The sequence below is a fragment of the Bradyrhizobium guangzhouense genome (assembly GCF_004114955.1).
Lineage (GTDB): Bacteria > Pseudomonadota > Alphaproteobacteria > Rhizobiales > Xanthobacteraceae > Bradyrhizobium > Bradyrhizobium guangzhouense.
In genome coordinates this window covers 881,551-902,715 of the sequence record NZ_CP030054.1, presented here as the reverse complement: position 1 = coordinate 902,715, position 21,165 = coordinate 881,551, and the positions used below count along the sequence as shown (strand labels likewise).

23 protein-coding genes are annotated in these 21,165 nt (G+C 58.9%); 11 read left to right on the top strand and 12 right to left on the bottom strand.

Annotated features, from left to right (window positions below):
- The first annotated feature begins 8 nt into the window (after positions 1–8).
- From XH91_RS38240 to XH91_RS38230, 3 genes are all read left to right on the top strand, one after another.
- The gene (locus XH91_RS38240; protein WP_232995576.1) at positions 9–1,040 is read left to right on the top strand and encodes a nucleotidyl transferase AbiEii/AbiGii toxin family protein; all 1,032 of its coding nucleotides are present in this window, start codon (positions 9–11) and stop codon (positions 1,038–1,040) included.
- A 294-nt stretch (positions 1,041–1,334) separates the two neighbouring features.
- Complete coding sequence (locus tag XH91_RS38235) at positions 1,335–1,541, top strand: hypothetical protein (protein WP_050631493.1); 207 nt, start codon at positions 1,335–1,337, stop codon at positions 1,539–1,541.
- Positions 1,542–1,786: 245 nt separating this feature from the next.
- Positions 1,787–2,968, top strand: coding sequence for a radical SAM/SPASM domain-containing protein (locus XH91_RS38230; protein ID WP_128929577.1), 1,182 nt, complete (start codon positions 1,787–1,789; stop codon positions 2,966–2,968).
- Here XH91_RS38230 and XH91_RS38225 read toward each other — a convergent pair.
- The 3 genes from XH91_RS38225 to XH91_RS38215 are packed head-to-tail and all read right to left on the bottom strand — an operon-like array spanning position 2,943 to position 6,138.
- Entirely contained in the window at positions 2,943–4,637 is a 1,695-nt protein-coding gene (locus XH91_RS38225) for a hypothetical protein (RefSeq protein WP_128929576.1), read from the bottom strand. The two genes, XH91_RS38230 and XH91_RS38225, sit on opposite strands and share 26 nt — an antisense overlap.
- A 20-nt stretch (positions 4,638–4,657) precedes the next feature.
- Positions 4,658–5,146, bottom strand: coding sequence for a hypothetical protein (locus XH91_RS38220; protein WP_128929575.1), 489 nt, complete (start codon positions 5,144–5,146; stop codon positions 4,658–4,660).
- Positions 5,140–6,138, bottom strand: a complete 999-nt coding sequence (locus XH91_RS38215; RefSeq protein WP_128929574.1) for a hypothetical protein — start codon at positions 6,136–6,138, stop codon at positions 5,140–5,142. Before XH91_RS38215 ends, XH91_RS38220 begins: the two co-directional genes overlap by 7 nt.
- Positions 6,139–6,295: 157 nt before the next feature.
- Between XH91_RS38215 and XH91_RS38210 the strand changes: the two genes are divergently transcribed.
- Both XH91_RS38210 and XH91_RS38205 read left to right on the top strand, forming a co-directional pair.
- On the top strand, positions 6,296–6,877 hold the full coding sequence (locus tag XH91_RS38210) for a hypothetical protein (protein ID WP_128929573.1): 582 nt from the start codon (positions 6,296–6,298) through the stop codon (positions 6,875–6,877).
- A gap of 617 nt (positions 6,878–7,494) precedes the next feature.
- Positions 7,495–8,391 carry a hypothetical protein gene (locus tag XH91_RS38205; RefSeq protein WP_128929572.1) on the top strand — a complete coding sequence of 299 codons (897 nt, stop codon included), beginning with the start codon at positions 7,495–7,497 and terminating at the stop codon, positions 8,389–8,391.
- A 28-nt stretch (positions 8,392–8,419) separates the two neighbouring features.
- Here XH91_RS38205 and XH91_RS38200 read toward each other — a convergent pair whose 3' ends face one another.
- Genes XH91_RS38200 through XH91_RS38190 form a run of 3 tightly spaced genes read right to left on the bottom strand, consistent with a single transcriptional unit; the run spans position 8,420 to position 11,698 of the window.
- Positions 8,420–8,872, bottom strand: a complete 453-nt coding sequence (locus XH91_RS38200) for a Mov34/MPN/PAD-1 family protein (protein WP_128929571.1) — start codon at positions 8,870–8,872, stop codon at positions 8,420–8,422.
- A complete protein-coding gene (locus XH91_RS38195; protein ID WP_210347026.1) occupies positions 8,869–10,602 on the bottom strand; it encodes a ThiF family adenylyltransferase in 1,734 nt (577 codons plus the stop codon). The genes XH91_RS38200 and XH91_RS38195 overlap by 4 nt, the downstream gene beginning before the upstream one ends.
- Positions 10,550–11,698, bottom strand: coding sequence for a CBASS cGAMP synthase (locus XH91_RS38190; RefSeq protein WP_128929569.1), 1,149 nt, complete (start codon positions 11,696–11,698; stop codon positions 10,550–10,552). Before XH91_RS38190 ends, XH91_RS38195 begins: the two co-directional genes overlap by 53 nt.
- 192 nt (positions 11,699–11,890) lie before the next feature.
- On the opposite strand from XH91_RS38190, the gene XH91_RS38185 reads away from it, so the two are divergent.
- From XH91_RS38185 to XH91_RS38175, 4 genes are all read left to right on the top strand, one after another.
- Positions 11,891–12,874 carry a CBASS cGAMP-activated phospholipase gene (locus XH91_RS38185; protein ID WP_164934236.1) on the top strand — a complete coding sequence of 328 codons (984 nt, stop codon included), beginning with the start codon at positions 11,891–11,893 and terminating at the stop codon, positions 12,872–12,874.
- Positions 12,875–13,038: 164 nt separating this feature from the next.
- Positions 13,039–13,470 (top strand): Cap15 family CBASS effector, encoded by a 432-nt coding sequence (locus XH91_RS38180; RefSeq protein ID WP_210214793.1) that lies wholly within the window; start codon positions 13,039–13,041, stop codon positions 13,468–13,470.
- Entirely contained in the window at positions 13,374–13,682 is a 309-nt protein-coding gene (locus XH91_RS40060; protein WP_210214794.1) for a Cap15 family cyclic dinucleotide receptor domain-containing protein, read from the top strand. Before XH91_RS38180 ends, XH91_RS40060 begins: the two co-directional genes overlap by 97 nt.
- A complete protein-coding gene (locus tag XH91_RS38175) occupies positions 13,663–14,781 on the top strand; it encodes a nucleotidyltransferase-like protein (protein WP_128929567.1) in 1,119 nt (372 codons plus the stop codon). The genes XH91_RS40060 and XH91_RS38175 overlap by 20 nt, the downstream gene beginning before the upstream one ends.
- A 12-nt stretch (positions 14,782–14,793) precedes the next feature.
- Here the strand turns inward: XH91_RS38175 and XH91_RS38170 are convergent, their stop codons facing one another.
- The gene (locus XH91_RS38170; RefSeq protein ID WP_128929566.1) at positions 14,794–15,246 is read right to left on the bottom strand and encodes a hypothetical protein; all 453 of its coding nucleotides are present in this window, start codon (positions 15,244–15,246) and stop codon (positions 14,794–14,796) included.
- Between XH91_RS38170 and XH91_RS38165 the strand changes: the two genes are divergently transcribed.
- Positions 15,245–15,838, top strand: a complete 594-nt coding sequence (locus XH91_RS38165) for a Cap15 family cyclic dinucleotide receptor domain-containing protein (RefSeq protein WP_128929565.1) — start codon at positions 15,245–15,247, stop codon at positions 15,836–15,838. The two genes, XH91_RS38170 and XH91_RS38165, sit on opposite strands and share 2 nt — an antisense overlap.
- A gap of 266 nt (positions 15,839–16,104) precedes the next feature.
- On the top strand, positions 16,105–16,374 hold the full coding sequence (locus XH91_RS38160; RefSeq protein ID WP_128929564.1) for a WGR domain-containing protein: 270 nt from the start codon (positions 16,105–16,107) through the stop codon (positions 16,372–16,374).
- 297 nt (positions 16,375–16,671) lie between these two features.
- On the opposite strand, the gene XH91_RS38155 is transcribed toward XH91_RS38160, so the two are convergent.
- The 5 genes from XH91_RS38155 to XH91_RS38135 form a co-directional block, all read right to left on the bottom strand.
- Positions 16,672–17,232: a ubiquitination-like system serine protease family protein gene (locus XH91_RS38155; protein ID WP_128929563.1), complete on the bottom strand. Its 561-nt coding sequence runs from the start codon at positions 17,230–17,232 to the stop codon at positions 16,672–16,674.
- A 9-nt stretch (positions 17,233–17,241) separates the two neighbouring features.
- Entirely contained in the window at positions 17,242–18,846 is a 1,605-nt protein-coding gene (locus XH91_RS38150; RefSeq protein ID WP_128929562.1) for a phosphotransferase, read from the bottom strand.
- Complete coding sequence (locus XH91_RS38145) at positions 18,800–19,999, bottom strand: HesA/MoeB/ThiF family protein (protein WP_232995573.1); 1,200 nt, start codon at positions 19,997–19,999, stop codon at positions 18,800–18,802. The genes XH91_RS38150 and XH91_RS38145 overlap by 47 nt, the downstream gene beginning before the upstream one ends.
- A 146-nt stretch (positions 20,000–20,145) precedes the next feature.
- Positions 20,146–20,529: an E2/UBC family protein gene (locus XH91_RS38140; RefSeq protein ID WP_082847948.1), complete on the bottom strand. Its 384-nt coding sequence runs from the start codon at positions 20,527–20,529 to the stop codon at positions 20,146–20,148.
- Entirely contained in the window at positions 20,516–20,767 is a 252-nt protein-coding gene (locus tag XH91_RS38135) for a multiubiquitin domain-containing protein (protein WP_042336969.1), read from the bottom strand. Before XH91_RS38135 ends, XH91_RS38140 begins: the two co-directional genes overlap by 14 nt.
- Positions 20,768–21,165 lie beyond the last annotated feature (398 nt).

Here is a 21,165-nt window from a genome sequence, read left to right as displayed (position 1 = left end):
ATGCGATCATGACCGACCTGCCGCAGATCATTCGAGCAAGCGCTGAAGACCGGCGGGGACTGTTCCAACAAACCGGACAGCGTCTCTCGTGCCCCCCGGAGAACATCGAAAAGGACTTTTGGGTCTGTTGGATCCTCGACGCGCTCTACAACAAGGCGGGCATCGAGCAGCGTCTGCTTTTCAAGGGCGGCACGTCACTCTCGAAGGCCTTCGATCTGATCCAGCGGTTCTCGGAAGACATCGACATCACCGTATTCCGCGACGACCTGCCCGGCGAAAACTTCCCGTCAGATGACGATCTCCGCGCGATGGGATCGAACGAACGCAAGCGAAAGCTTGACGAAATAAAGGAGCGGTGCAGCAGTTTCATTAACGGCGAATTCCAGAACGCGCTGACGAACTTCGCCGCTGGTGAGCTCGAAGGACTGACGTTCAAGATCGAGCCCGATCCGGACGACCCCGACGCTCAATCCCTGCTCTTCCACTATCCAAGCGCATTCGCGGATTCCGACGAGCGGTACGTCCGACGCGTCGTGAAGATCGAATCCGGCGCTAAGTCGGCGCTCGATCCGCATGAGACGAAAACGATCAGTCCATATTCTGCCACCGACACCGACGGCCTGGACCTCACCGTGCCAAACGTGCTGACGATCAAGCCCGAGAGGACGTTCTGGGACAAGATCATCATCCTACACGGACAGCGACACTGGTTCCAGAACAGAGGGGAGCTCTACAAGGACGGGCAGCGATTGTCGCGCCATTACTACGACATATTCCGGCTTCTGACCTCCGAACACGGCGAAGCCGCACTTAAAGATCTGGAGCTCGCGGAAAGCTGCGTTCGCCATGCCCGCCTCTACTTCAACCGGAAGCCTCTCGATCTCGACCAGGCGACTCCCGGAACGTTCGGTATCGTACCGGTCGACGGCATGCTCGAACCTTTGAAGGCGGACTACCAGAAGATGGCCGGCATGATCTTCGGAGGATCCCTTCTTTCGAGGATATCCTCGGCAAGATTAAAGCAGCCGAAGCGACCTTGAACGCCACCTGACCAAAGTCTCAATCGGTCCTCCACCGGCTACAACCCTGCCGATGGACTTGCCGACGTGCCTGCCGTCGGCGGCCGTCGCGAAGTCGGGTACCCACATCATCGGCGAAACCCGGTGGAGCGATTGAAAACGAGTTCGCTGGACGCTTAGCCTCGATACGGCTTCGATGCCAGGCGCACGCCGCCGTCAGGGATTCCTAAGTTCGGACGGGCAAAAGGCTGCACTTGACGATTGCGAAGAATGTGCGACCATAGGTTGTTCACGGAAACGGGGCGGGAGGAAGCCATGGCGCGAAAGCCGACCAAGAAGCCGAAGGTGAGCTTGATCGTCTCCGACGACAAGGACGTAAAGTTGAAGGTCCGACCCGGCAAGCTGCACGTCGTTCAGGTCGAAACTATCACTCCGGATCTGAAGAAGGCCGGTCGCGTCGGTGCTCGGCTTTGCGGGTACGGCACGAATATCTGCCTCGCCATCGTCGATATCGACAAGTGACTGCAGCGCGGCATCGTCTGCGATCATCGCGCTACAACTTCTGCGTCCCGCTAGGCGACGACAACGTCCTGTACAACGCGGGTACGGGCGCTTCGGTTCGGCTGTCGGGCCAGGACGCGCGCGAGCTTGCGCAGCTGCTTTGCGGTCCTCCGCGGAGGGTCGCCGCCAAGACGATCCCGCGTACGCTCCTCGCCACACTACGGCGAGGGGGCTTTCTCGTCGACCACGAATTCGACGAGCTAGACATGATCCGCGAGCGCTATTGGCATGCGCGTGGACGGACGCCTATGGTCATCACCCTCACGACGACGCAGGACTGCAACCTGGGTTGCTACTACTGCTACGAAGAGAGATCCCGCGATGCTCTCGCAGAAGGCGATGTTCCGGCGATAGTCGATTGGACCCGACAGCGCCTTGTCGCGTCGGGTAAGGACAGCCTTCACGTCGACTGGTACGGCGGAGAGCCGCTCCTCAACGTCGATTTCATCGATGCAGCGTCCGCTGCGCTTCAATCGTTATGCAAGGAGATCGGGGTAAGTTACTCCGCTTCCGTAATTTCGAACGGGACATGCTGGCCGGACGACATCGCCGGCTTCGTGAGGCGACACCGCCTCCGGCAGGTGCAGATTTCCTTTGACGGCCTCAAACCGAACCACGACAAGAGACGCCGATATAGAAGGGGCAGGGCGCCCGATCCGTCTGTCTCCTCGTTCGATCAGGCGACCGCGGTGGTCGACGGATTGCTCGAGGTGGTACGCGTCGACGTAAGGTTCAATGCCGATCACGGAAACCAATGCGATTTGGACGGCTTCATCGCCTTCTGCAAGGACCGCGGCTGGTTCGACAGAGCGTTTCCGTGCGTTTTTCAACTCGCACGGATATCCGACTTTTCCGAGCGCGCCGGATTTCTTAGCCGCACGAAGCTTTCTGAGGAAGAGTTTGAGAGACTTCGCGAACGGTCCCGGCAGATGGTCCCCGACGAAGCAACTCTCGACGAAACCACAACCCGCTCGCTCTATCCTTTGCCAAGGACCTCCGTTTGTGCAGCGCTGGCCAACGATTCGATCGTGATCGGAGCGGACGGCAATCACTATCGGTGCGGGCTTCAAGTGGGCGAGAAGGACCGCCCCGTCGCCATCCGCCGTGCCGGAGGCGACATGGTGCCCGGCCGCGATGCGGCCTGGTGGACCGGCTTCGACCCAACGCGGCAGCCCAATTGCAGCCGCTGCTCGTTCCTTCCGGTCTGTTGGGGCGGCTGTCCGAAGAAGCACTTGGAAGGCGACTCGCATTCCTTGCACGAGCAGAGCTTGTACTGGCGCAAAGCTTTGCCGCAGAAGATCGCCTGGCAATTCGGAGTGGCCCTCCAGGAAAGCGAATTCACATTCGCCGAGTCCGACCAGTTTAGGCCGGCTTCTCTCGACCCTTGATGTCCACCTGGTTCGGTACCGACAGCTGGACCTCGAATGGATGTCGAGTCCAAAGCTTTGGCAGAGACAAATGGTCCCTCCCGCAACTGCATCGCGTCGACAGCCGCAGAGCAGAAGTGCGCCTGCGACCGCAGTCCAGACATCGACAAACTAATGCAAACAATATTGCATAAGCGAAGATCAGAGGCGCGCAGAATGCCAGCACGCCGATAGCGAACTGAAGGCTCGATAGGCTTGCGATGGTGAACGCTCCGACCACCAGAATGGCGGCAACCGCGTCACCTATAGCGCTCCATTTGCCCGGCCTTGTTTCGCCGGTTGCGGCGATGCGGACGCCGTTCAGGAAGGCGAGCAGGCCGAGGATGGCGGCCGTCATGAGCGCGATGCGAGCACCCCCGATCAGCGTTCCGCTCCAAATCCGATCGGCGATCTGGTCGAGCGAAAATTCATGACGCCAGCCGTATAGGACTTCCAGCACGATGCGCGGGATCTGTGTGGCTAGACCCGCGACCAGAGCGTAGATCGGAACGAACAGGGCGTACCGACGTGGGTCCAAAAGCAGACCCAAACCCAACCTTGCAAGATCAGCGCGCAGAACGGCATACAGGAAGAGGCCGGAGGCGACAGTCAGGCCGAAATTCCAAGCCTCTCTCGCCACGCCGAAAAAGTCGCGCCAGCCCGCCGTCAGCAACAATGTCAACGGCTGCAAGCCCGACATGACCAACGGATACAGGATCACCGAAATCAGGATCAGGTCACGATTTCTGATCACGCGGGTTCGTGCGGCCGGATCAGGATGCAGATTGAAGAAATCTTTGAAGGCGTCGAACGGCCGGAACGCCGGCGGCTGCTGGGCGGCGAAGACGTCGGCCAAGGCGTCCGTTCCGGCAAGTTGGGAGCCGCGGAAATCGTGGATGTGCTCGCGGCGAACGACGAAGAAGTATGAATAGACGAAAACGATCGCGCTCGAGAGGATCAGAACCGCGAACTGGGAGGACAGGCCGGCAAAGATAGCGCCATCGAAGACCGGAATGAAGCCTCCGAAAGGGGGATGGCTGCCGATGCCTCTGCGATCGATGAAACCGAGCACCAGGCAGAATATCGCGACCGCCCAGCCGAGCGTTCGAAAATGCAGGAGGATGCCGCGTCTTGCCCAAATTTCAAGCCAGGTTTCGCCAAGTTCGAGGTGCGATACTTCATGCCCAATCATGGCTTCGAAGGCACGTGGTTGATCGCGTTGTCTAGCACGCTGATTGAGACCGACGACGACCGCATCGCCGGACGGCGTCACGCGTTCTCTGGCTTCCAACGCGTCACCGTTCTTCGGAGTGTACAGGAGGCGAGGCTGCGAACGCAGGGTCGAACGTGCCGCGATCTGCTCCAGCGTTGATCGGATGGGATCGAAGGACGGGTTCACGGCAAGTCGTTCTAGTTTCGACGCGGCATTCGTTCCGTTTCGCCATCGGTACAGCGATGCAGCTGCGATGACGATCGCGCCAAGCACGGTCAGGCCGATCATCGAAAGCACGACGTTCTGATGGATGACGTCGCCCATGTACCGTATCGGGTAGCCCTCCCATAATTTTGCGAGAAAAAGATACTGCAGACAAACCGAGATGATGATCGCCGCCGCGGCGGGGCCGTCGGAAATGCCGAGGCGGCGCAGCAAACTCCTGGGATGGGTCCCCTTCATTTCTTCGGGCCAACCTTGGCAAACAGCTTGGCGAAACCGGCCTCGAGTTTAGCCTTCTCGGCCGCGGAGAAGCGGCTCTTATTGATCGCCGACGACACTTCCTTGCGAAGCTTCTCCACGTCGTCCTTCCTGGCACGACGATCCAGCACCCGATCGAGCAGGGACCCTATGGCCGTCTTTACTCTGTCCTTCACGACGTCCTTGGCGACGTCCCCGAAGAACGCCAGAAGAAACGGAGCGACCATGGCGGCGAAAGTCGCGACTTCGGCCCCGCCGATGAAGCGGCCCTCATCCTGTGCGTCCGCGCGATGCCATTCTTCCACCAGCGCATCGAAGCCGTCTTCCACGACGAACGTGTCGTCAGGCTCGACCTCGGCGACGATAGCAAGGGCCCATTTCTTGAGGTTTTCACTATTCACTTCCGTCATGATCTCTCTCCAAGGAAAGGCAGTGCAGGTGCCGCCATCGACATGGTCCGTCAGCAATTGTTGCCGGAATGCTGCGGCGCGGCAATGCACAGCCGAGCAATAGGTCTGTCGGCCAGAGGATCGTTGAGAACAAGGCCGGGTGGGCGGCCCCATTCGACCTGCTGAAGGAAGGGCAGGTTCACCTCCGCCTTGGAGTTGCAGGCTTTGAGGGGAGCCACTAAGGCCGAGTTCGAGTGGCTCCAGCCGGCGAAGTCGACCGAAAAGCAATATTCTCGTGGCATCTGCTCCGTACTGTCGTCGATTGTAGCCAAAAGAGTATTTATCGACCGGCTTCCCTGCGGAGTGATCAGCTTCCCACCGACCATCAGCCTGTATTTGATTCCAACGAGGATATCCGCGATGTCCGAATGTACGGTTTGTCCACTCCATTCGATGACCGTGCGTACCCGGTTCTTACCGCGATAATTCCGGTTGCTCGCGACGTCGTGGAGATCGTCGGCACTGAAAGTCACGCTCCGGACGTCCGCCAATACCGCCTTCTTGCTCGTTCTCGCATTCGTGTCGACGTTCTCTAGGAAAACGCTGACGCTTTCGGTCAGCCCCTTCGCATCCCATTCGACCTTCACCAGATCGAGAACGGTCAGCGCGAGGTCGGCGTTCGCACGTGCGGCAACGGGCGGTCTGGCCACGATTGACAGGGGCTCAGGCCTTGCGATGAGCCAAATGCCGAGGCCGACGAGTGCGGCGCAGACTAGAAGCACTATCAAGGTCAAGACGTTATGGAGAATGACGATGAGGCGGATCAGTTTCACGTCCTGATCGTTCACCACACTGCGGACGGCCGTGTCCCGTTCGATCAATTGACCGATGCGCGTCGGCGTGAGCGATGCGTAATCCTTGATGTCGACATTTGGAGCGGCGCGCAGCTTATCGACGACGCCCTTCATGAGGTCACCGCCGATGCGGTACTGGCCGGCCCAGAGATAGACGAAGAAGCCCACGATGCCGAGAACGGCTGGCAATCCCTTCAGAAAAACGAATGCATCCACGTCGATTGTCTCCGCACGGTAGAATTTTGCTCAATTTTCGCTTGCAGGACAAGTCCGGCGCAATCTAAGTGAATCCATGGTCGCGCGGGAGGAAAGGCTGCGACATTCGTGCATGGTATTAGATTTTAACGGAGATTTGTGAGGGGCGTGGGGACAGATGAGCGTTCACAAGATTCGCTATGTAGTCCGGCCGCCCAGCGCCTGCCCAAAGGAGTTGCTTTCCGGCATAAGTCCCGGCGGCCAATGCGAGGTGGATACCGATTTCGTGGCCGCATGTGCCATCGGAGAGCTCCTTCAGACCGGTGGCGGATCGAGCAGGCCATTGGCCCTGCTGTTCGAAGAGCTCCTCGTCCCCGGCGGAGACGGACTCATTTGGAAGGGCAAGGGGCCTGGCCGCGGCAAGGAGATGCGGCGCGCGTTTTCGGGGTTGTTCGGGCGATTTTTCGCCCGGGCTTACCTCGCCCGATACCACGGTTTCGATTGGTTCACACCGATCGACGGAGATCCAACGAACGTCTCGAAGCGTCTGCGTGTCACCAGACTAGCCGGAAAGGGGACCGAGCTTCCGGATTGGATCTGCGGCTCCGGATCGGGTCGAGTTGCGGTCGCCGAGGCAAAGGGTACCAGTCAGGCATCGAACGGCACCGGCACCGGGTTGCCTGGTCCTATAAAAACTGCCGACGGCCAACTCAAGGGAGTCGTGGTCGAGAGATTGCGGAACGTGGCCGGGAAGGAATAGCTGGACCGCGGTTCGCGCAAAGGGCTGGGCGGTCATGTCGCGTTGGGGGGTCGAAATCCCACCACGAGGTGCTTTCCTCTACGTGCTGGATCCGGACACGCACGGCGAACCCCCGTCGGCCCACGAACGGGACGATATAGTTCAGGACATTGCCCGGGCTCATGTCGGCTACCTTCTGGCCGGCATGGGGTTCAGCGAGATGGCATCGCAGCTCTTGGCGGAGCACGTTGCCGGCGGCAACAGGCCTCTGGAGGGAGCGTTCCTCGGGTCTGACGGTGAGGACTCCGCCACCTATCTAGGCGTACCCGTTGGGCCGCTTGGCGTGCTGCCGTTTCCCCTCGGTCAAGCTCAGACCCTCGCCCAAGCGATGCCGAACTCGATCCGGTTCGTAGGGGTCGATGCGGATGTCATCCGGAGAGCTCTCGCAGGCCAACGCCTCGACGCGAGGGCGCGCCGCAGCGACGGACCGGTTCAGATCGGCGGAGACGGTCTGCTCTATGCTCCGATAGATCGCGTTGCGCCGCGTTCCTTGGCGATCTGACGGAAGGACGATCCCTCTCGTTCGATAGATAGGGCAGGTTCCGACACTTGGAGCTCGAAGACAACCGAGGACTGAAATGCCCCAGCCAGAATGGGAGCGATACAAGATTGCCGACAAGTACGCCGAACTCACTACCGTGCGGCATATCGTGCACCTGCCTGTCGCCCGCCGGATCATCGAGGACGGACGGATAAAGTCCGGGCTTGTCTTCGACAAGAGCCGGCTCAACAAATCACGCATCAGCGTCACCTGGCTGTCGGCCAATAATTGGTCGCTGGGGTCACTCTATGGGACCGTCGAATTTCAGTTCGATTGGGAGAAACTCGTCAAACACAAGAAGATCTACTGGGTCGAGGCGATGCCGAACTACCACCCGCCGGCCTTCCGTTTTCTCATGGCGTTCGAGGATATCGCTTCGCCGTTGGTGACGAAGTACGATCCGGAGAAGGATGACGGCCCATTGAGGCGTGTCGACGGGAAGTGGCGGTGGCATCCGGATTTCTGTTCAGAGTTTATGGTTGCGGATGATTTTCCGTTGTCGGACATCTCGGGATTGGACTTCGTCCGGCATCACCAGAATTACTGTCGAACCAAGCCGGATTGCTTCGAGAAAATCGCAGACCCCTCGCCTCAGACGACGTCAGGCAAGCTTTTGTCCTACGTTCTGGCGCATGGAGTCCACGCCTTGGACAAACACATGCAACCGGATGGCAGCGGAAGGAATCGGCTCCTCGACATGGCCAGCGCCTGGTTGTCGATCGGTTTCAATCAGGTGGAATATGCTGGATCGGTCGCCTCGAACGAGGATTGCGATTCCGTCATGAAGGGCGCATTGGCGCTCTTCGCAGTCGATAAAATGGATGACGGCAAGAGGCTTTTGAAGCTGATCGCAGGAAGCGCGCAATCTGTTTCCGCACTCACTAGGCTGATCCGAATTCATTTCGGCTCGCCTACCTGGGACTTCGGCTTGTGATTTGCGGGAGATCAGCGCTTGCGCCGGCTCAACCGATCTTGCCCATGGCGACGAGGTGCCCGTCGGAGCCGATCTCACAGTACGTCGCGGCTGTACCGACTATGATGAATACCAAAGGGTCGGACTTGTGCCTTCGCAACTGCTTGCGCCACGACCGCCGGTCGACCCAGGACGGCGTTGGATGCCGCTCGGGATGGGTGTGCCACTCGCCCACGAAGTTCACGGCCCCTCCACTTTCGAACCACTCTCTGCTCGCGATTTCCTGATGGCCCTTGTCCTGCCGCACGAATCCGAAGCGGGTGCGGCGGTCTTCCGGCATCGGAGTCGTGCACTTCAATACTTCGACGTGCGGGCCTCGGTAGCGTCCCAAAAGTATGCCGCCGGCCTCGCGATCCGACTCCGGCGGAGCCGCGAAGCGCGCGAGCTCTTGCGCGACGGCGTCGGCGAGGGTCACCAGACGGCCCTTCGCGAGAAAGATCATGCGCTTCCGCCGCAGGCGGGACACTTGACGACCCGCTTGGGATTGCCGTCCTTCACCTCGTTGGCGGTCCGATGATCCATCGTGAGAGACCGCCAGCGATGACGCTCGCCGTTGTTCGCCCAATCGAGAACCATGTCGCACGCGAGGCCGGCCGCGCTAGCCGCCCGCGACACGGGGAAGGGGATGTAGTGGGCGTCTCCGCACGCGAGATTCCGGGCGGTCTCGATTTCCACTCCCTCGCGTAGCAGCCGGAATCTCTTCTCGCCTGCGAGCTCAACCTTCAGACACTTGAAGCAGGCGAGATCGGGATCGTGCGACATGAAGCCGACGGCGGCGGCACCGTTTCCTTCGAGCCAAGTATAGAGGATCGGCGGGAAGTCAGGACGCTTTCTTACGGCGTAGTCGTTCAGCGCGATCGACAGCGCTTCTTCGCCTGTGGCATCGATGCACAGGTCGTACCGCTGCAGGATTGCCAGCTGCTTCATGATCGAATCGCAGCTGAACCCGATGTCCAGGTGCGGCAGCTGCTGGCCCAGAAAATCGGCGCAGGCTTCGGCCTTGTTCCACGTGAGATACGGCGCGCCGAGGAGGTGCCGGCCGAGATTCGCGCCCTGGAGTTCGTCGTCGTCGACGAGCATCAATCTTCCGCCGCCGGCGCCGGCACCGCTTTGAGCCAGGTGCTGCGCAAGAAATCCGCCGACCGTTCCGCATCCGATCAGCAGGATGCGCTTTCCTGCGAGGTTCTTCATGTGACCGAGATTCCTCGAAAAGACATAGCCTTCATCGGCGGGGACTCCCACATAGCCCGAAATTTCGACAGCGGCCGGTATCCGATCGAGCGTTCGCGCGATGCTGGCTCGCCTGTTCTTCAGGAATTCCGGCGTCCGATAGGGTTTGGCGATCTCCGCCGATACGAAGAACCTTCCGTTCGGCGCGGACAGGCAGATCCATTGGATGTGGAGATCTTTCGTCCTGGCGAACGCCGCTTCGATCGATCCGAGCGCATTGGGGGCCATTTTCTTCAGCCAGCCGTTGAGCTGCGCCAGATCCTTGGGCGGCCACGGCAGCTTCGGATCGAACGAAAGCGGCGGCACCAGAATTATCGGGCAAAGGATACCTGGACCAGGATCCTTCACGGTGTTCCTCCGGTGCAGCTTCGCGAAACTTGTTTTGTCGTGGGAGACGACGATGGTTTTGTGCTCCGGATCGCGGTCCAGCCTGAGGATGTGGACCTTCGCGTCGCCTTCGAAAGAAGGGGGCAGATCGACCAAGACCTCGCCGTCCGACCAGTAGCCGCCGAACTCCTCGGCGAGGTCGTCGACCAGGCGGCCCCTTACGGCGTCACGCAGCACCTGGTCCGCACGCTCGAGGCACTGGATGATGGTCTCGGCGGGCTTGTAGCGGTCGAGCACGACGCTCTTGCGGTCGAGATAGCAGAACGTGCCGTCCGAGCGGAGCACATGCGGGACCTGCCCCTTCGATCCCGCTTCCGGGTCGGTCAGGCAAATGACCGGAGGCCTGATGAAGTCGAGGTCGTCGACGGATACGACCGCCGGGACCTTGAGTCCGGTCTCGTCGAGAAGGCCGATGTAGTGAAGGCCACGACGCGAAAAGTCGCGCCGGAAGTTGCGCTGACTGAAGGCGTCGTGAATGCGCCGGACAGAATCGTCGTCCCGCTCAGGCACTGGTCGATTTGCCGACCGTGGGGGCGGCGGCGATCCTCGGAGCATGCGAGCGTATCTCGGCATGCGCGGCCTTGGTGACGTCGACGAGATCGATCTGATCCGGAATGCGGTCACCGAACAATGCGGTCAGCCTTTCAATGGCTTCTTCGGGATCGAAGCACTTCTCGACGATCTCTGTGAGCTCCGCATCGAACTTCTTGGCCATGTCGATCGCGATACGGCGGCTGGCCGCACTCAGTCTGCCGTCGACGCGCTCGTCGCGGTCGGTGGGATTGTAGACCGGGCCTTCCAGCAGGCGCGGAAGACGTTCGGCGATCCGCAGCAGCGCCAGGTCGTCACGGCCGGGAACGTTCGGACGGCCGAGGTCCTCGCACGCTTCGAAGGCGCACACCATCAGAAGGATCGACGATACGTCGTCGAGATGGGGGCGGTGGTGGTCGCGCCAGGCCTTCAGGTACCGGCAGACGCGGCGAAGCACCGGACCATAGATCTTGATGGCCTCGACGAACCAGTCCCGGATCTTGCGCGGATCCGACGAGATCCAGTCGTGCTCGCGATGGGCGAGCAGGACGCAGTCCGACGGCAGCGCGTCCCAACGATCATCGCTGTCGACGCGCGCATCGCGGGCCATAGCGTCGAACGACTTCATCTGCTTCTCGAGCTTCTCGAATTCCGCATCTGGAATCGCGTACAGCGGCACGTCGATGTGCGAGTTCGACGAGATCACCAGCCGCGAGCAGGTCGGCTTCTTCCCGAACTGCCAGCCTTCTTCCTTCGCGAGCTTCTCGAGCGCGGCGTCAACCACCTTGAAGAAGGCGGTAGCGGCGACGGAAGGCCGCTGTACGCCCTGGATAAACGTCATCGGGAGGTAGGCGCCGTCGTCGAGGTCCATCTGCTGCGGCGGGGTCCAGCACGGATCGTTGATGGTCCGATATGCGAAGCTGCCCTGCGTGAAAAACCGGGGATGGACTGTCACGCCGAGCTCCTGCTTGGTCAAAGCCGCGAACGTCTTGCGCAGGCAATCTCGAACCTTCTCGCGCGCTTCCATGAGGCACGCGCGGTCGGTATCGGCGATGTTCAGGTTCTTCAGGAAACACGCCGCGTCGCCAGACGCGTGCAGCACTTTCGAGACGTTGGCCATGGCCGATCTCCATCTGGAAAAGCGAGGGAGATCTAGACGGTGGACAATGCCCTCCAGTCGCACAACCGCGCGAATCAGACTCTATCTTGAGAGTCCACTAGATTGTAGAACAGAAAATGAACATTTCATACGGGATTCCCGAGCCTCGGTGGATCTCCGATGCCACAGCGTGCTCCGAAACTAGAGATTGCAATGACTTTTCAGATACTTGCTCTCAGCGGCGGTGGCTTTCGAGGCCTGTTCACAAGTTCGGTCCTGGCGCGCCTGGAGGAGCAGGCAAAGCGCCCCCTTCACGAATGCTTTGACCTGATCTCGGGGACATCGGCAGGCGGCATTATCGCCCTCGGTCTGGCGATGGGAAAGAAGGCCGAGACGATTCAGGAGATGTTTCTCAAGCACGGGGAAGAGATATTCCCCCGCGGGGAGACGCCGAAAAGCCGGCTGGCGCAAATGCAGGCCCGGTGGTTCGAGTGGCGACATCCCAAGTACGACGGTACGGTGCTCCGGAGCAAGATCGAGGGCGTGCTCGGCGCCGACGCCAAGCTCGGCGACGCGAAGACGCGCGTGCTTGTTCCGACGGTCAACATGACCAAGGGAAGCGTCCAGATGTTCAAGACCGCGCATAATCCGAGGTTCATGACCGATTACAAGGTGAAGGCCGCGGACATCGCCATGGCGACGGCGGCCGCGCCGCTGTACTTCCCGATGGCCGAGATCGGGAACAGCTATTTCATTGACGGCGGCGTGGTCGCGAACGCACCTGACCTTTGTGCGCTGCACGAAGCTGTCCAGTTCCTGGATCAAAAGATCGAGGACGTATCGGTGATGAGCATTGGCACGACCACCAGCAAATTCTCGCTGCCGACGTCGGCGGGACGCAATTTCGGCCAAAGGGACTGGCTCGAGAACAACCGGCTTCCATCGACCATCATTTCCTCGCAGCAACAGCTGGTCGATTTCATGCTCAAGCATCAGCTCGGCGATCGCTACATCAGGTTCGACGAGCAGCCCTCCGCCGAGCAGATTTCCGATCTCGGGATGGACCTCGCGACCGAGAGCCGGCGGAAGACCCTGCTAGGGATGGCGGACGGTTGCTATCAAGCGCTGTGCAACGATAGGCGCGTCATCGATATGTTGGCACATCGGCCTACCAAGCCGACGTTCTATCACGTGTGAACTACGCAAGAGGGATCCAACGCGTAACATCGGCAGATTGCCTGAAGGCCGCGAGCAGGTTGAGATGCGAGCTACTCGTGGGGCCGGAAAGCTAGTGCGGGATCATCGAGGTTAAAGTTTCGGTCAATGTGTCGCAATCGAGATTTGCCAAATGGAACGTTGAAGTGAAACAACACGACTATTCGTTGCACGGTGGACTGAACCGAGCCAAGGTCGGACGCTACCTAACGTTGATCGCCGCGTCGGTATCGGCTGCGATCGTTTTCACGCTGCTTTCCGTGGTCGACGTGGCGAACCGCTTCGGGCTCAATGTCAACCTGCCACCATCGGTCCTTTCCCTCGTCGGTGCGGGCATGGTCTTTGCGGCGCTCTATTGGACGCTCGATCGGTACGCGTGGCGATGGCCCTTTCTGAATGCGGCGCTGAAGGTCCCGGATCTCGCTGGGAGCTGGTCCTGCGAAGGACGAAGCCTCAAGCCCGACGGGAGCCTCGGCTACGCATGGAGGGCGACCCTCACGATCTTTCAGACCTGGGACAAGATCCGAGTGAGGCTGAAGACGGATCAATCGGGCTCCGACAGCATTGGGCAGCCCTGATCTGCGACGACGCAGAGGGATATAGGCTTCTGTACAACTATCGGAACGACCCGGCTATCGGAGAGGTGGACTTAAGAAGCCATCTCGGTTCCTGCATGCTTATTTTCTCGAAAGATCTGGAATCAGCAGAGGGCGAGTATTTCAACGGTCACGGCCGCTTCACATTTGGCACGATTAGTTTGAAGAGGGACCATGGTAAGGGACATCAATAGTCGACTGAACAAACTGCGCCTGCGTCGCAGGGGCGTCGACCGTCTTGGAAAACTCAACGAGGCTTCCCGCAAGGAAGTGTTGTCGAAGAGCTTGGCTGCGGAAAGCTGGCAGAATAGGGCTCCGTCGCATGCTTACACGCGATATGCGCTTGGCGCGATGCAGGAGGTGGGACCTGAGTACACCAGAATCAGTGTCGAAACGGCCGAGCGCGTGGGCAACCAAATCCAGAAATCCATCGATTCGGTCGAATTTCGGCTTCAGGGGTCGGTGCCCCTCAACGTCCATATCCGGGGAGTCAGCGACGTCGATCTGCTCGTGCTGGAGACCGGTTTCCTCATATTCCACTCGTCGGGGCCCGCGGCAGGCACCTATGTTCCCACGGCGCGCAACTCGCTTGGAGTGCTAGGCGAACTACGTTCCTCGATCGAGAAGATCCTGCCATTGAACTTTCCAGCCGCCGACGTCGATACGTCCGGTGGGAAGGCGGTCGCCGTTTCTGGAGGGTCTCTGGCGCGACCGGTGGATGTTGTTCCGTCCCACTGGTACGATACCGTCGTCTACCAGCAGTCTAGACAGATTCACGACCGAGGAGTTGTTATTCTCGATCGCAAAGTGCCGAAGACAATCGAGAACTTCCCATTCAAACACATAAAGCTGATCGAAGATCGTTGCAGTTCGTGTCTCGGCGGCCTGAGGAAGGCCATACGGCTCTGCAAGAACGTCAAGGCTGATGCGGTCGAGGAGGGTACCAAGATCAATTTCCCCAGCTTCGACATAGCCGCTACCATGTATCACGCGGATCAGACGGCCTTGAAAATCGGATATCTCTACGAGTTACGGGTCCTCGCGGAGGTGCAGCGACATTTGGATTACCTGTATCACAACCCTGAAGAAGCAAAGAAGTTGCGCGTCCCGGACAGCTCCCGGTTCATTTTCGACACACAGGAGAAGTACGAAGGCATGAAGGCGCTCTCACATGAAATCGATGATCTCGTGAAGAACGTCGCCAAGGAGCAGAAGCCGCAACTGACGTTCGATCTGGGCATACCCTGGGGGGTGGCGCGAGGCGCCATCGAGTCGATCGAGATACCGAGTTAAGTCGTCGGGCCGCTAAAGCCTATTGACGCTGCCGCGTTCGAATCTCCACGTCGTGCCCTTGGAGACCAGGTAGAGAGCCAGGATCCCGGGAACGAGGGACATCGCCACGCAACTGTTGAACGCCGATCCTTTGTTGACAGGTGGGGGTATCTCTGAGGGGGGAGGGAAGAGGCGGTAGGACCACCCCGTGATGGTACAGCGCGAATGATGATCTACGGCAGCCATGATCGCTCCATCGTGAATCGCCTCGTTAAAAGCGATTGCTGCTCGCACGGTCTCCGCAAAATTCTGGTCGAGGAATTGGCCCACCTCGGGGGAAGGATCGCGCGGCATTGGCTCGGCGAAACGTGGTAGGTTATTCTGATGGTAGAGACAGCAAATCAGCGGATCGAAAGCTGCTGGACGTCCAGCCAGAATCCTGAAGATTTCGTCTATTCCAGTCATCGCGGCTTCGGTCTTCGACATGATCAACTTTCTTCAGACCCGGCTTCTATTTACGATAGTCGTCTGTCTGGCGATAGCGATATTCGCAGGGTTGAAGTTTGCCGATGTATTCACCGGCAACACCTACGAAGACGTCTGGATATTCTCCAGGTATGTCTTTGGCATACCTGCTGCTCTTGCTGTCGTCATCTACGGGGCATGGCGTGCTATCCCGATACTTCAGCGTATGACATTCCCCTATTTGGGTGGCCGGTGGACCGGTGTGCTGCGCTATGGTCCACCCGACAGGCAGGAGCTCAGGGATGCCACGCTGACGATCCGACATCACTTGAGCGGGATGTCTCTTGTCCTCGAAACCAGGGAATCGACCTCGACTACGCTGGCGGTTGTAGCCACACGCGATCCTACCGGCACGCAATACCATGTGTACTACGTCTTCGAGAATCGACGGAAGGCTGAGTACACTAAGCCTGGGCTTCCTACGATTTATCGAGGCGTGGCTATAATGAGTGTTGGGATGTCGGGGACGAAGACTTTAAGCGGTGAATATTTTACGGACCAGCCGACAAATGGCATCGCCGAGTTCAAACTGGAGAGGCACGCCTGGTTTTAGGCGACGATGCCGCGCCCGATCTTGCGATCGGCGGGTGTGGGCGCATCCATGACCGGGCTGTACCGCTAAAGGCCTCGCAATCGATTGGGCGCAGTTGTCGACGCAACGGCATAAGCTCTATCGGGCGGCGCTTGACGGGGTCATCGGCGGAAAGCGGATACGCTTGGCCTCGGCGTTTGTTGCCACAATGAAATTTCTGAATCTTAGGCCCTGATCGGTTCATTTATTTAATTGGACGGTCGATTCGGTAATTGCGATTCTGGCGCATGTCCGAACTCACCGTGCAATATCTCGTGCTCGAGCGTCGCGATCCGGCCCGTAACATGGCGCGGTTCTATGTGCTCACGATCGAGCCGACGCTGTTTGGCGATACGGCATTGGTGCGTGAATGGGGGCGCCTCGGTGGGCGCGGTCGACGGCGGCTCGATTTGTTCGATGGTCACGCGCAGGCCGTCGAGGCCCTTGAGTGTTGGCTCAGGCGAAAAACCAGTCGTGGTTACGTCCAGCGGCACTCGTCAAGCTGTGACCCGGCGTGAGATGCTGGGCTGGACGAAAAGCCGAAATAAGTATATCAAAGTAATCTAAGGTCGTTTCAGTCCTATTCGCAAGAATTGCAAAAGTATTCCATAATCTTCATTATGCGAATCCAAGTAATCCTAGCCGATCACAACCTCTTTTAGTATCGAGCATTTGCAGAACGAGCTATTTGCCAGCGCAGCAATTCAACCCAACTTGCCCTGCCCCAACGCGCTCTCGTGCTGATCAATCAAGTGACGAGTACGCGAGCTGACTATTTTATCTTCGATATTCGCAGCCGTTTGAAGCAAACGTTCTCAAGCCGTGAAGTCGACCTTGTCCGTCCTTCCCAAGGCCGAACGTAAACGGAAGTGGCTTCTCAGCTTGCCAGTTCCCTCCTCGGCCACCCGCTTGCGAGCGAGGGTCCGACAGGCCTCCAGAACGTCCCAAGGGATCTCTCCGAGGTCATCGGCGACCTCGACAAATGACCGCCAAGCGGCGGACGACAATCGTTTCGACACTGGCTCGAGCAAATCGTCCAATGCAATACCAGCGTCTGTTTCCGCATCATTGTCTGATCCGAACAGATAAATACGTCCGCGCCAGATGATGTAGTGACTTTGACAGCCGGTATCGCGCCAAACAGAAGGAAACACACTCATTTTTCCTCCTTCCGCATTGTAGATACGCCAGGCGGGCCCACTTCTTGGATCGAGGTTGACTGGAAATCGTTCGCCGCAACCGCAAGGACAGGACAACACAAGCCAACGTGGACCACCGCGGTTGACCAGGACAGCATCGCCGGGTTTCGACAGGTGCTGGTCCGCCTCGCCTCGTGAAGAAACCTTCGCCCGAAAGTTGAGAATGACGATGCCCATGAATTCGCCTCACTGCGGTGCGAAGTTGTTGTTGAGAATGCGCTCTGCTAACACGTACGCAGCGGCGCGACGCTCATCCTCAGGACCTTTCAGGTTTGGATCTTTGGCCGCCTTGTTCAGAAGGGCCAGTGCAAGAGCCGCTCCGTATTGATCTGCTGACGCGACACGCGCGGCATAGTGCCGGATCTGTCGCACGGCTTCGTGAAACCAGCGATGCGGATCGCGCGGATCACCGTGCCCGAGCAGCATGTCGAGCGGCTTACCACCATACGGTTGCTCAATCGACCTCCACCACTCATCGAAGGACCAGAGCTCATGATTATCGAAGGCATCGACCAATAGGCTGGCCTCCAAGGTCGCTATGTCCCACACCAGCGGTCCATCCTGATTGGCATAGAAGTCGATGACGAGCGCCTCGTGCCCCCTCACCTGAACATTGTCGACGTGGAGATCGCCATGAATCTTTGCGAATAACACCGGAGAACTTGCGCAGTATTCGAACAATGTAAACAGTCGATCGCGGTCGCATCTCGAGCCGATCGATCGCGCCCTTTGCATCCGGCGCCGGTCAAATTGCTTTGGAAAGCGCGGACCCAGGGTCTGCGAAAGTGGCGTATCTCGGCGTTCGATATTTCGATACCACGCTTGCAGCGTTCGATCGAACAGGCACGATATTGCCGGCCCGGCCCGGCCGCTCCGTGCGGCAAGCCTTAGACTCTCGCAGGATTCGATGAGATCGCCGACCAGCACACCGCGTGTCGATCCGAGACAGCATAAATCGTAGTTCAATCGCGGCCCGAGATTGAAAGGCACGTATTTCTCGACATTCAATTGGTAATTCTGAAATTCTTGAAAGATCTTGCTGCGATCACCGAGTTTGACAAAACGCGGCATAGTATGAAAGGCGCCGAAGACCGGGTAGGCACGGTATACGGCAGCCCCGGACCGGCCTTCGGTCATTGGACTGAAATGCACGGCCGTGTAACCTCTGAATGCGCGCTTCAGAAGGACTTGGCCAACACCAGCGTCGTTCTCTCCAAACTCGCATTCGGGAGCGAAGCTGAAACTGACAGACTCTTGTACGGCCTCGCCGGGGAGATGCCGAACCAAGAAGTTGGCCGCTTCCGACCAATTGGCAATGGGCGACAAGATGGTGACGTGCGGCAGCGGGGGGAGAGGCATCGGATCGCCCAATGATCTCTGCCACGTGAACTGATTGCGCAGGACGTCGCTCGGAAGGTTGCTGGCAAACACACGCGCCTCTTCCAGACATCTATACACTTGCGGAAGACCAGCAACGCCGAACGGCACGACAAAGACGCGGCATTCGTAATCAAGCAGGTGCTTAAGGCAGCTTCGAACGATTCGCTGGAATCTTGATGGGTAATCTTGTTGCTGGACGATTACGACGGCGGCAAGGCTCGCCAACAGAGCAGGCTCCATCGGCTGAAAAGCGGTAATCTGCTGTTGTCTGATCGTGAGGCCGCGGTCTTGAAACGGCGCCTTAGCCTCAGCCGGGGGATCGGCGCCGATCCAGCCAACCTCCGACCGACCAAAAGCTGTAACGTCAACGATTGACATTTTGAGCGAGACGGCCTTGGAGAGCCAATCCATCGCCCCTTGCCAAAACGCCTGCCCGCGAGCAGACGATGCAGTCCTGGACGGGCTCACCCTTGACCGACCGGAGGCGACTTCTCAGACCATCATACAGAAGATGCCGCGCCGGCGATGGCACGCCGACAACAGCGGACAAGAACATGGTGATGGCGAGCGAGGTAATAGTGCTGTTGATCGAGATCACCGCGGGCGCAGGTTCACGAGCGCCGACGAGATAAGGATCCTGCTTGCGCTCGGCCTCCGACATCATGTCGCGGCGGACCTCGTTACCGTCCAAGAGGCCACCGCAGGTGAGGCAAGCCAATCCAGGCGACAGCATCTGGGCGCGGCCGGTAATGTGAGTGATCTTGCCCCCCTTAACGGCGATAACCGTCCCGATATCGATGCAAGGAATGAGATATTGATAAGCTAATTGCTGAAGGACGGCTCGACTACCGTGTGAATCGGTGCAGCAAAACAGCACATCAACGTCTCGCAATTTCTTTGCGGTTTCGACGAAGACGACGTTCTCTTGAAAAGAGGTGACTACGGCACGAGGTTGAACTGCGCGAATATATCGCTCGGCCACCGCGACTTTGGCCTGCCCCGTATCGGCAGATGCGGACCCTGCCAAGCGGTTCAAATTAGTCAGCTCGACGTCATCTGGATCAACTAGAACGAACTCCTTGACGCCGAGGTGAGCCAATTGCTGCACGGCCAGCGATCCCGTGCCACCAAGTCCCACGATCCCCACCCTGAGGCTTTGGAGGATGCTCTGCCCGGCACGACCGAAGGCCCGAACCTGCCGATCGTAAAGATCGGAAGGGTCGTGTGATCGACTGGGATCAAACAGGACTCGTCGATCATCCCCTACCGCAATCAGACGAAGATGTCGGTCGCTTCCAAGGTAGCGACATGCATACCCTCCGTCGCTCACAACAAGGGCCAGATGCTGCAAGTCAGGGGTTCGATGCCGAAAGAAGTGTGCGAGAACCTCCTCGCCCGCATCGTCAATGCGCGAAAACTCGGGCGCGGCCCTCCCGGGATGGCTATGCACAAACACCAGGCTACTTTTGGTCCGCGCAGCAATCTTTGCCCACCTGGCGATGAACGCAGGCCGCAGCTCTGCTTCGAGTTGGCTGCGCCGAGTGTAGTCGTCTTCAGCGGGCACTACGACCTCTCGCACCAACACCCTTGCACGACCGTCGGCCCGAGACGTTCTGCCGCACATCAAGACCAAGCATAACTCGGTTCGACCGCCCAGCACGGAGCGCCGGACGAAGTCGAGATCGGCAAAGGTGATGAGAAGATCGTCCACTATCGTGCGGGGTTTAGACGTTGCGCGATGACGTTGACATAGGTCAGCATGTTGTCGCGATTTGGATTCCAAGATTGCAAGTGCCACGAAAACCAAGTGCCTCGCGGCTCACCCCCTGGGACCGGATTGGCATCGTTCGAGGCGGTTGGAGCGCCGCCGTCCACCAAGCGAACAGGCCCCGGTTCCAACCAGAAGCAATCCGGTTGTGCCGAAGGATATCCCGGTGGCAGCAGAAAAATGACGGTCCCTTTAGCGATGCTCCAACCTTCTGGAAGATCGAATTCCGGAATCTCAACCAATACAGCTCCGTTGGACATCGGGGTTCGACGCGCCAAGGGAAAATGCTGTTGGAGCGCCGCAAACTGCTTATCAATGATTTCCATGTCCAAATGTCGCCGGCGGCACTGCAAAAAAATGCTTGATCCGATCGTTCAGGGGCACTGTATCTGGGTCAGCGATCGGACGATCCGGCGTGTCTCCCTGCTCTTCCAAAAAAAGCTGATAATTCGCTTCGATCTTGGCGATCCGCTTAATGTCGGCCCCGGAGAGATAAGAATGCTCGGTCTCGTATTTCACCCCATCAACGAAAAAGTGGAATTCCTTTTCTTTTTTGTCGTTCATGATCTCCTACCTGCTCCGGTGCGGCCTCCCGACGAAGACCGATGCGCATGCTATCAGCTAGAACAAATAAAGAACAGTGTCAAGGTCTTCTCCCCTTGGATCTTGCAGCTAGGTGCCTGTCAGTTGCGCCGAGTTCGTGCGGCTCAACGTGACTGGCGGCTACCAGCGAGTGGCGAAACGCCGCCGCTTCGCGCGGGCCTAGCTGCGTCCTGGATCGCGGAAGCAATCTAAGCGGCTGCTTGCGGCGCCGCGCGCGGGTGAATTCTTCAAGCTTGCACGTCAACTATCCTCAATCCCGACGCGGGCATGACCGTTCCGAGCTGGAGTGCTACGCCATCACCACGCCCGCACCTCCAAGACAAACCAACGAATGAATGGCGTGAGTCGACAGGAGGTCT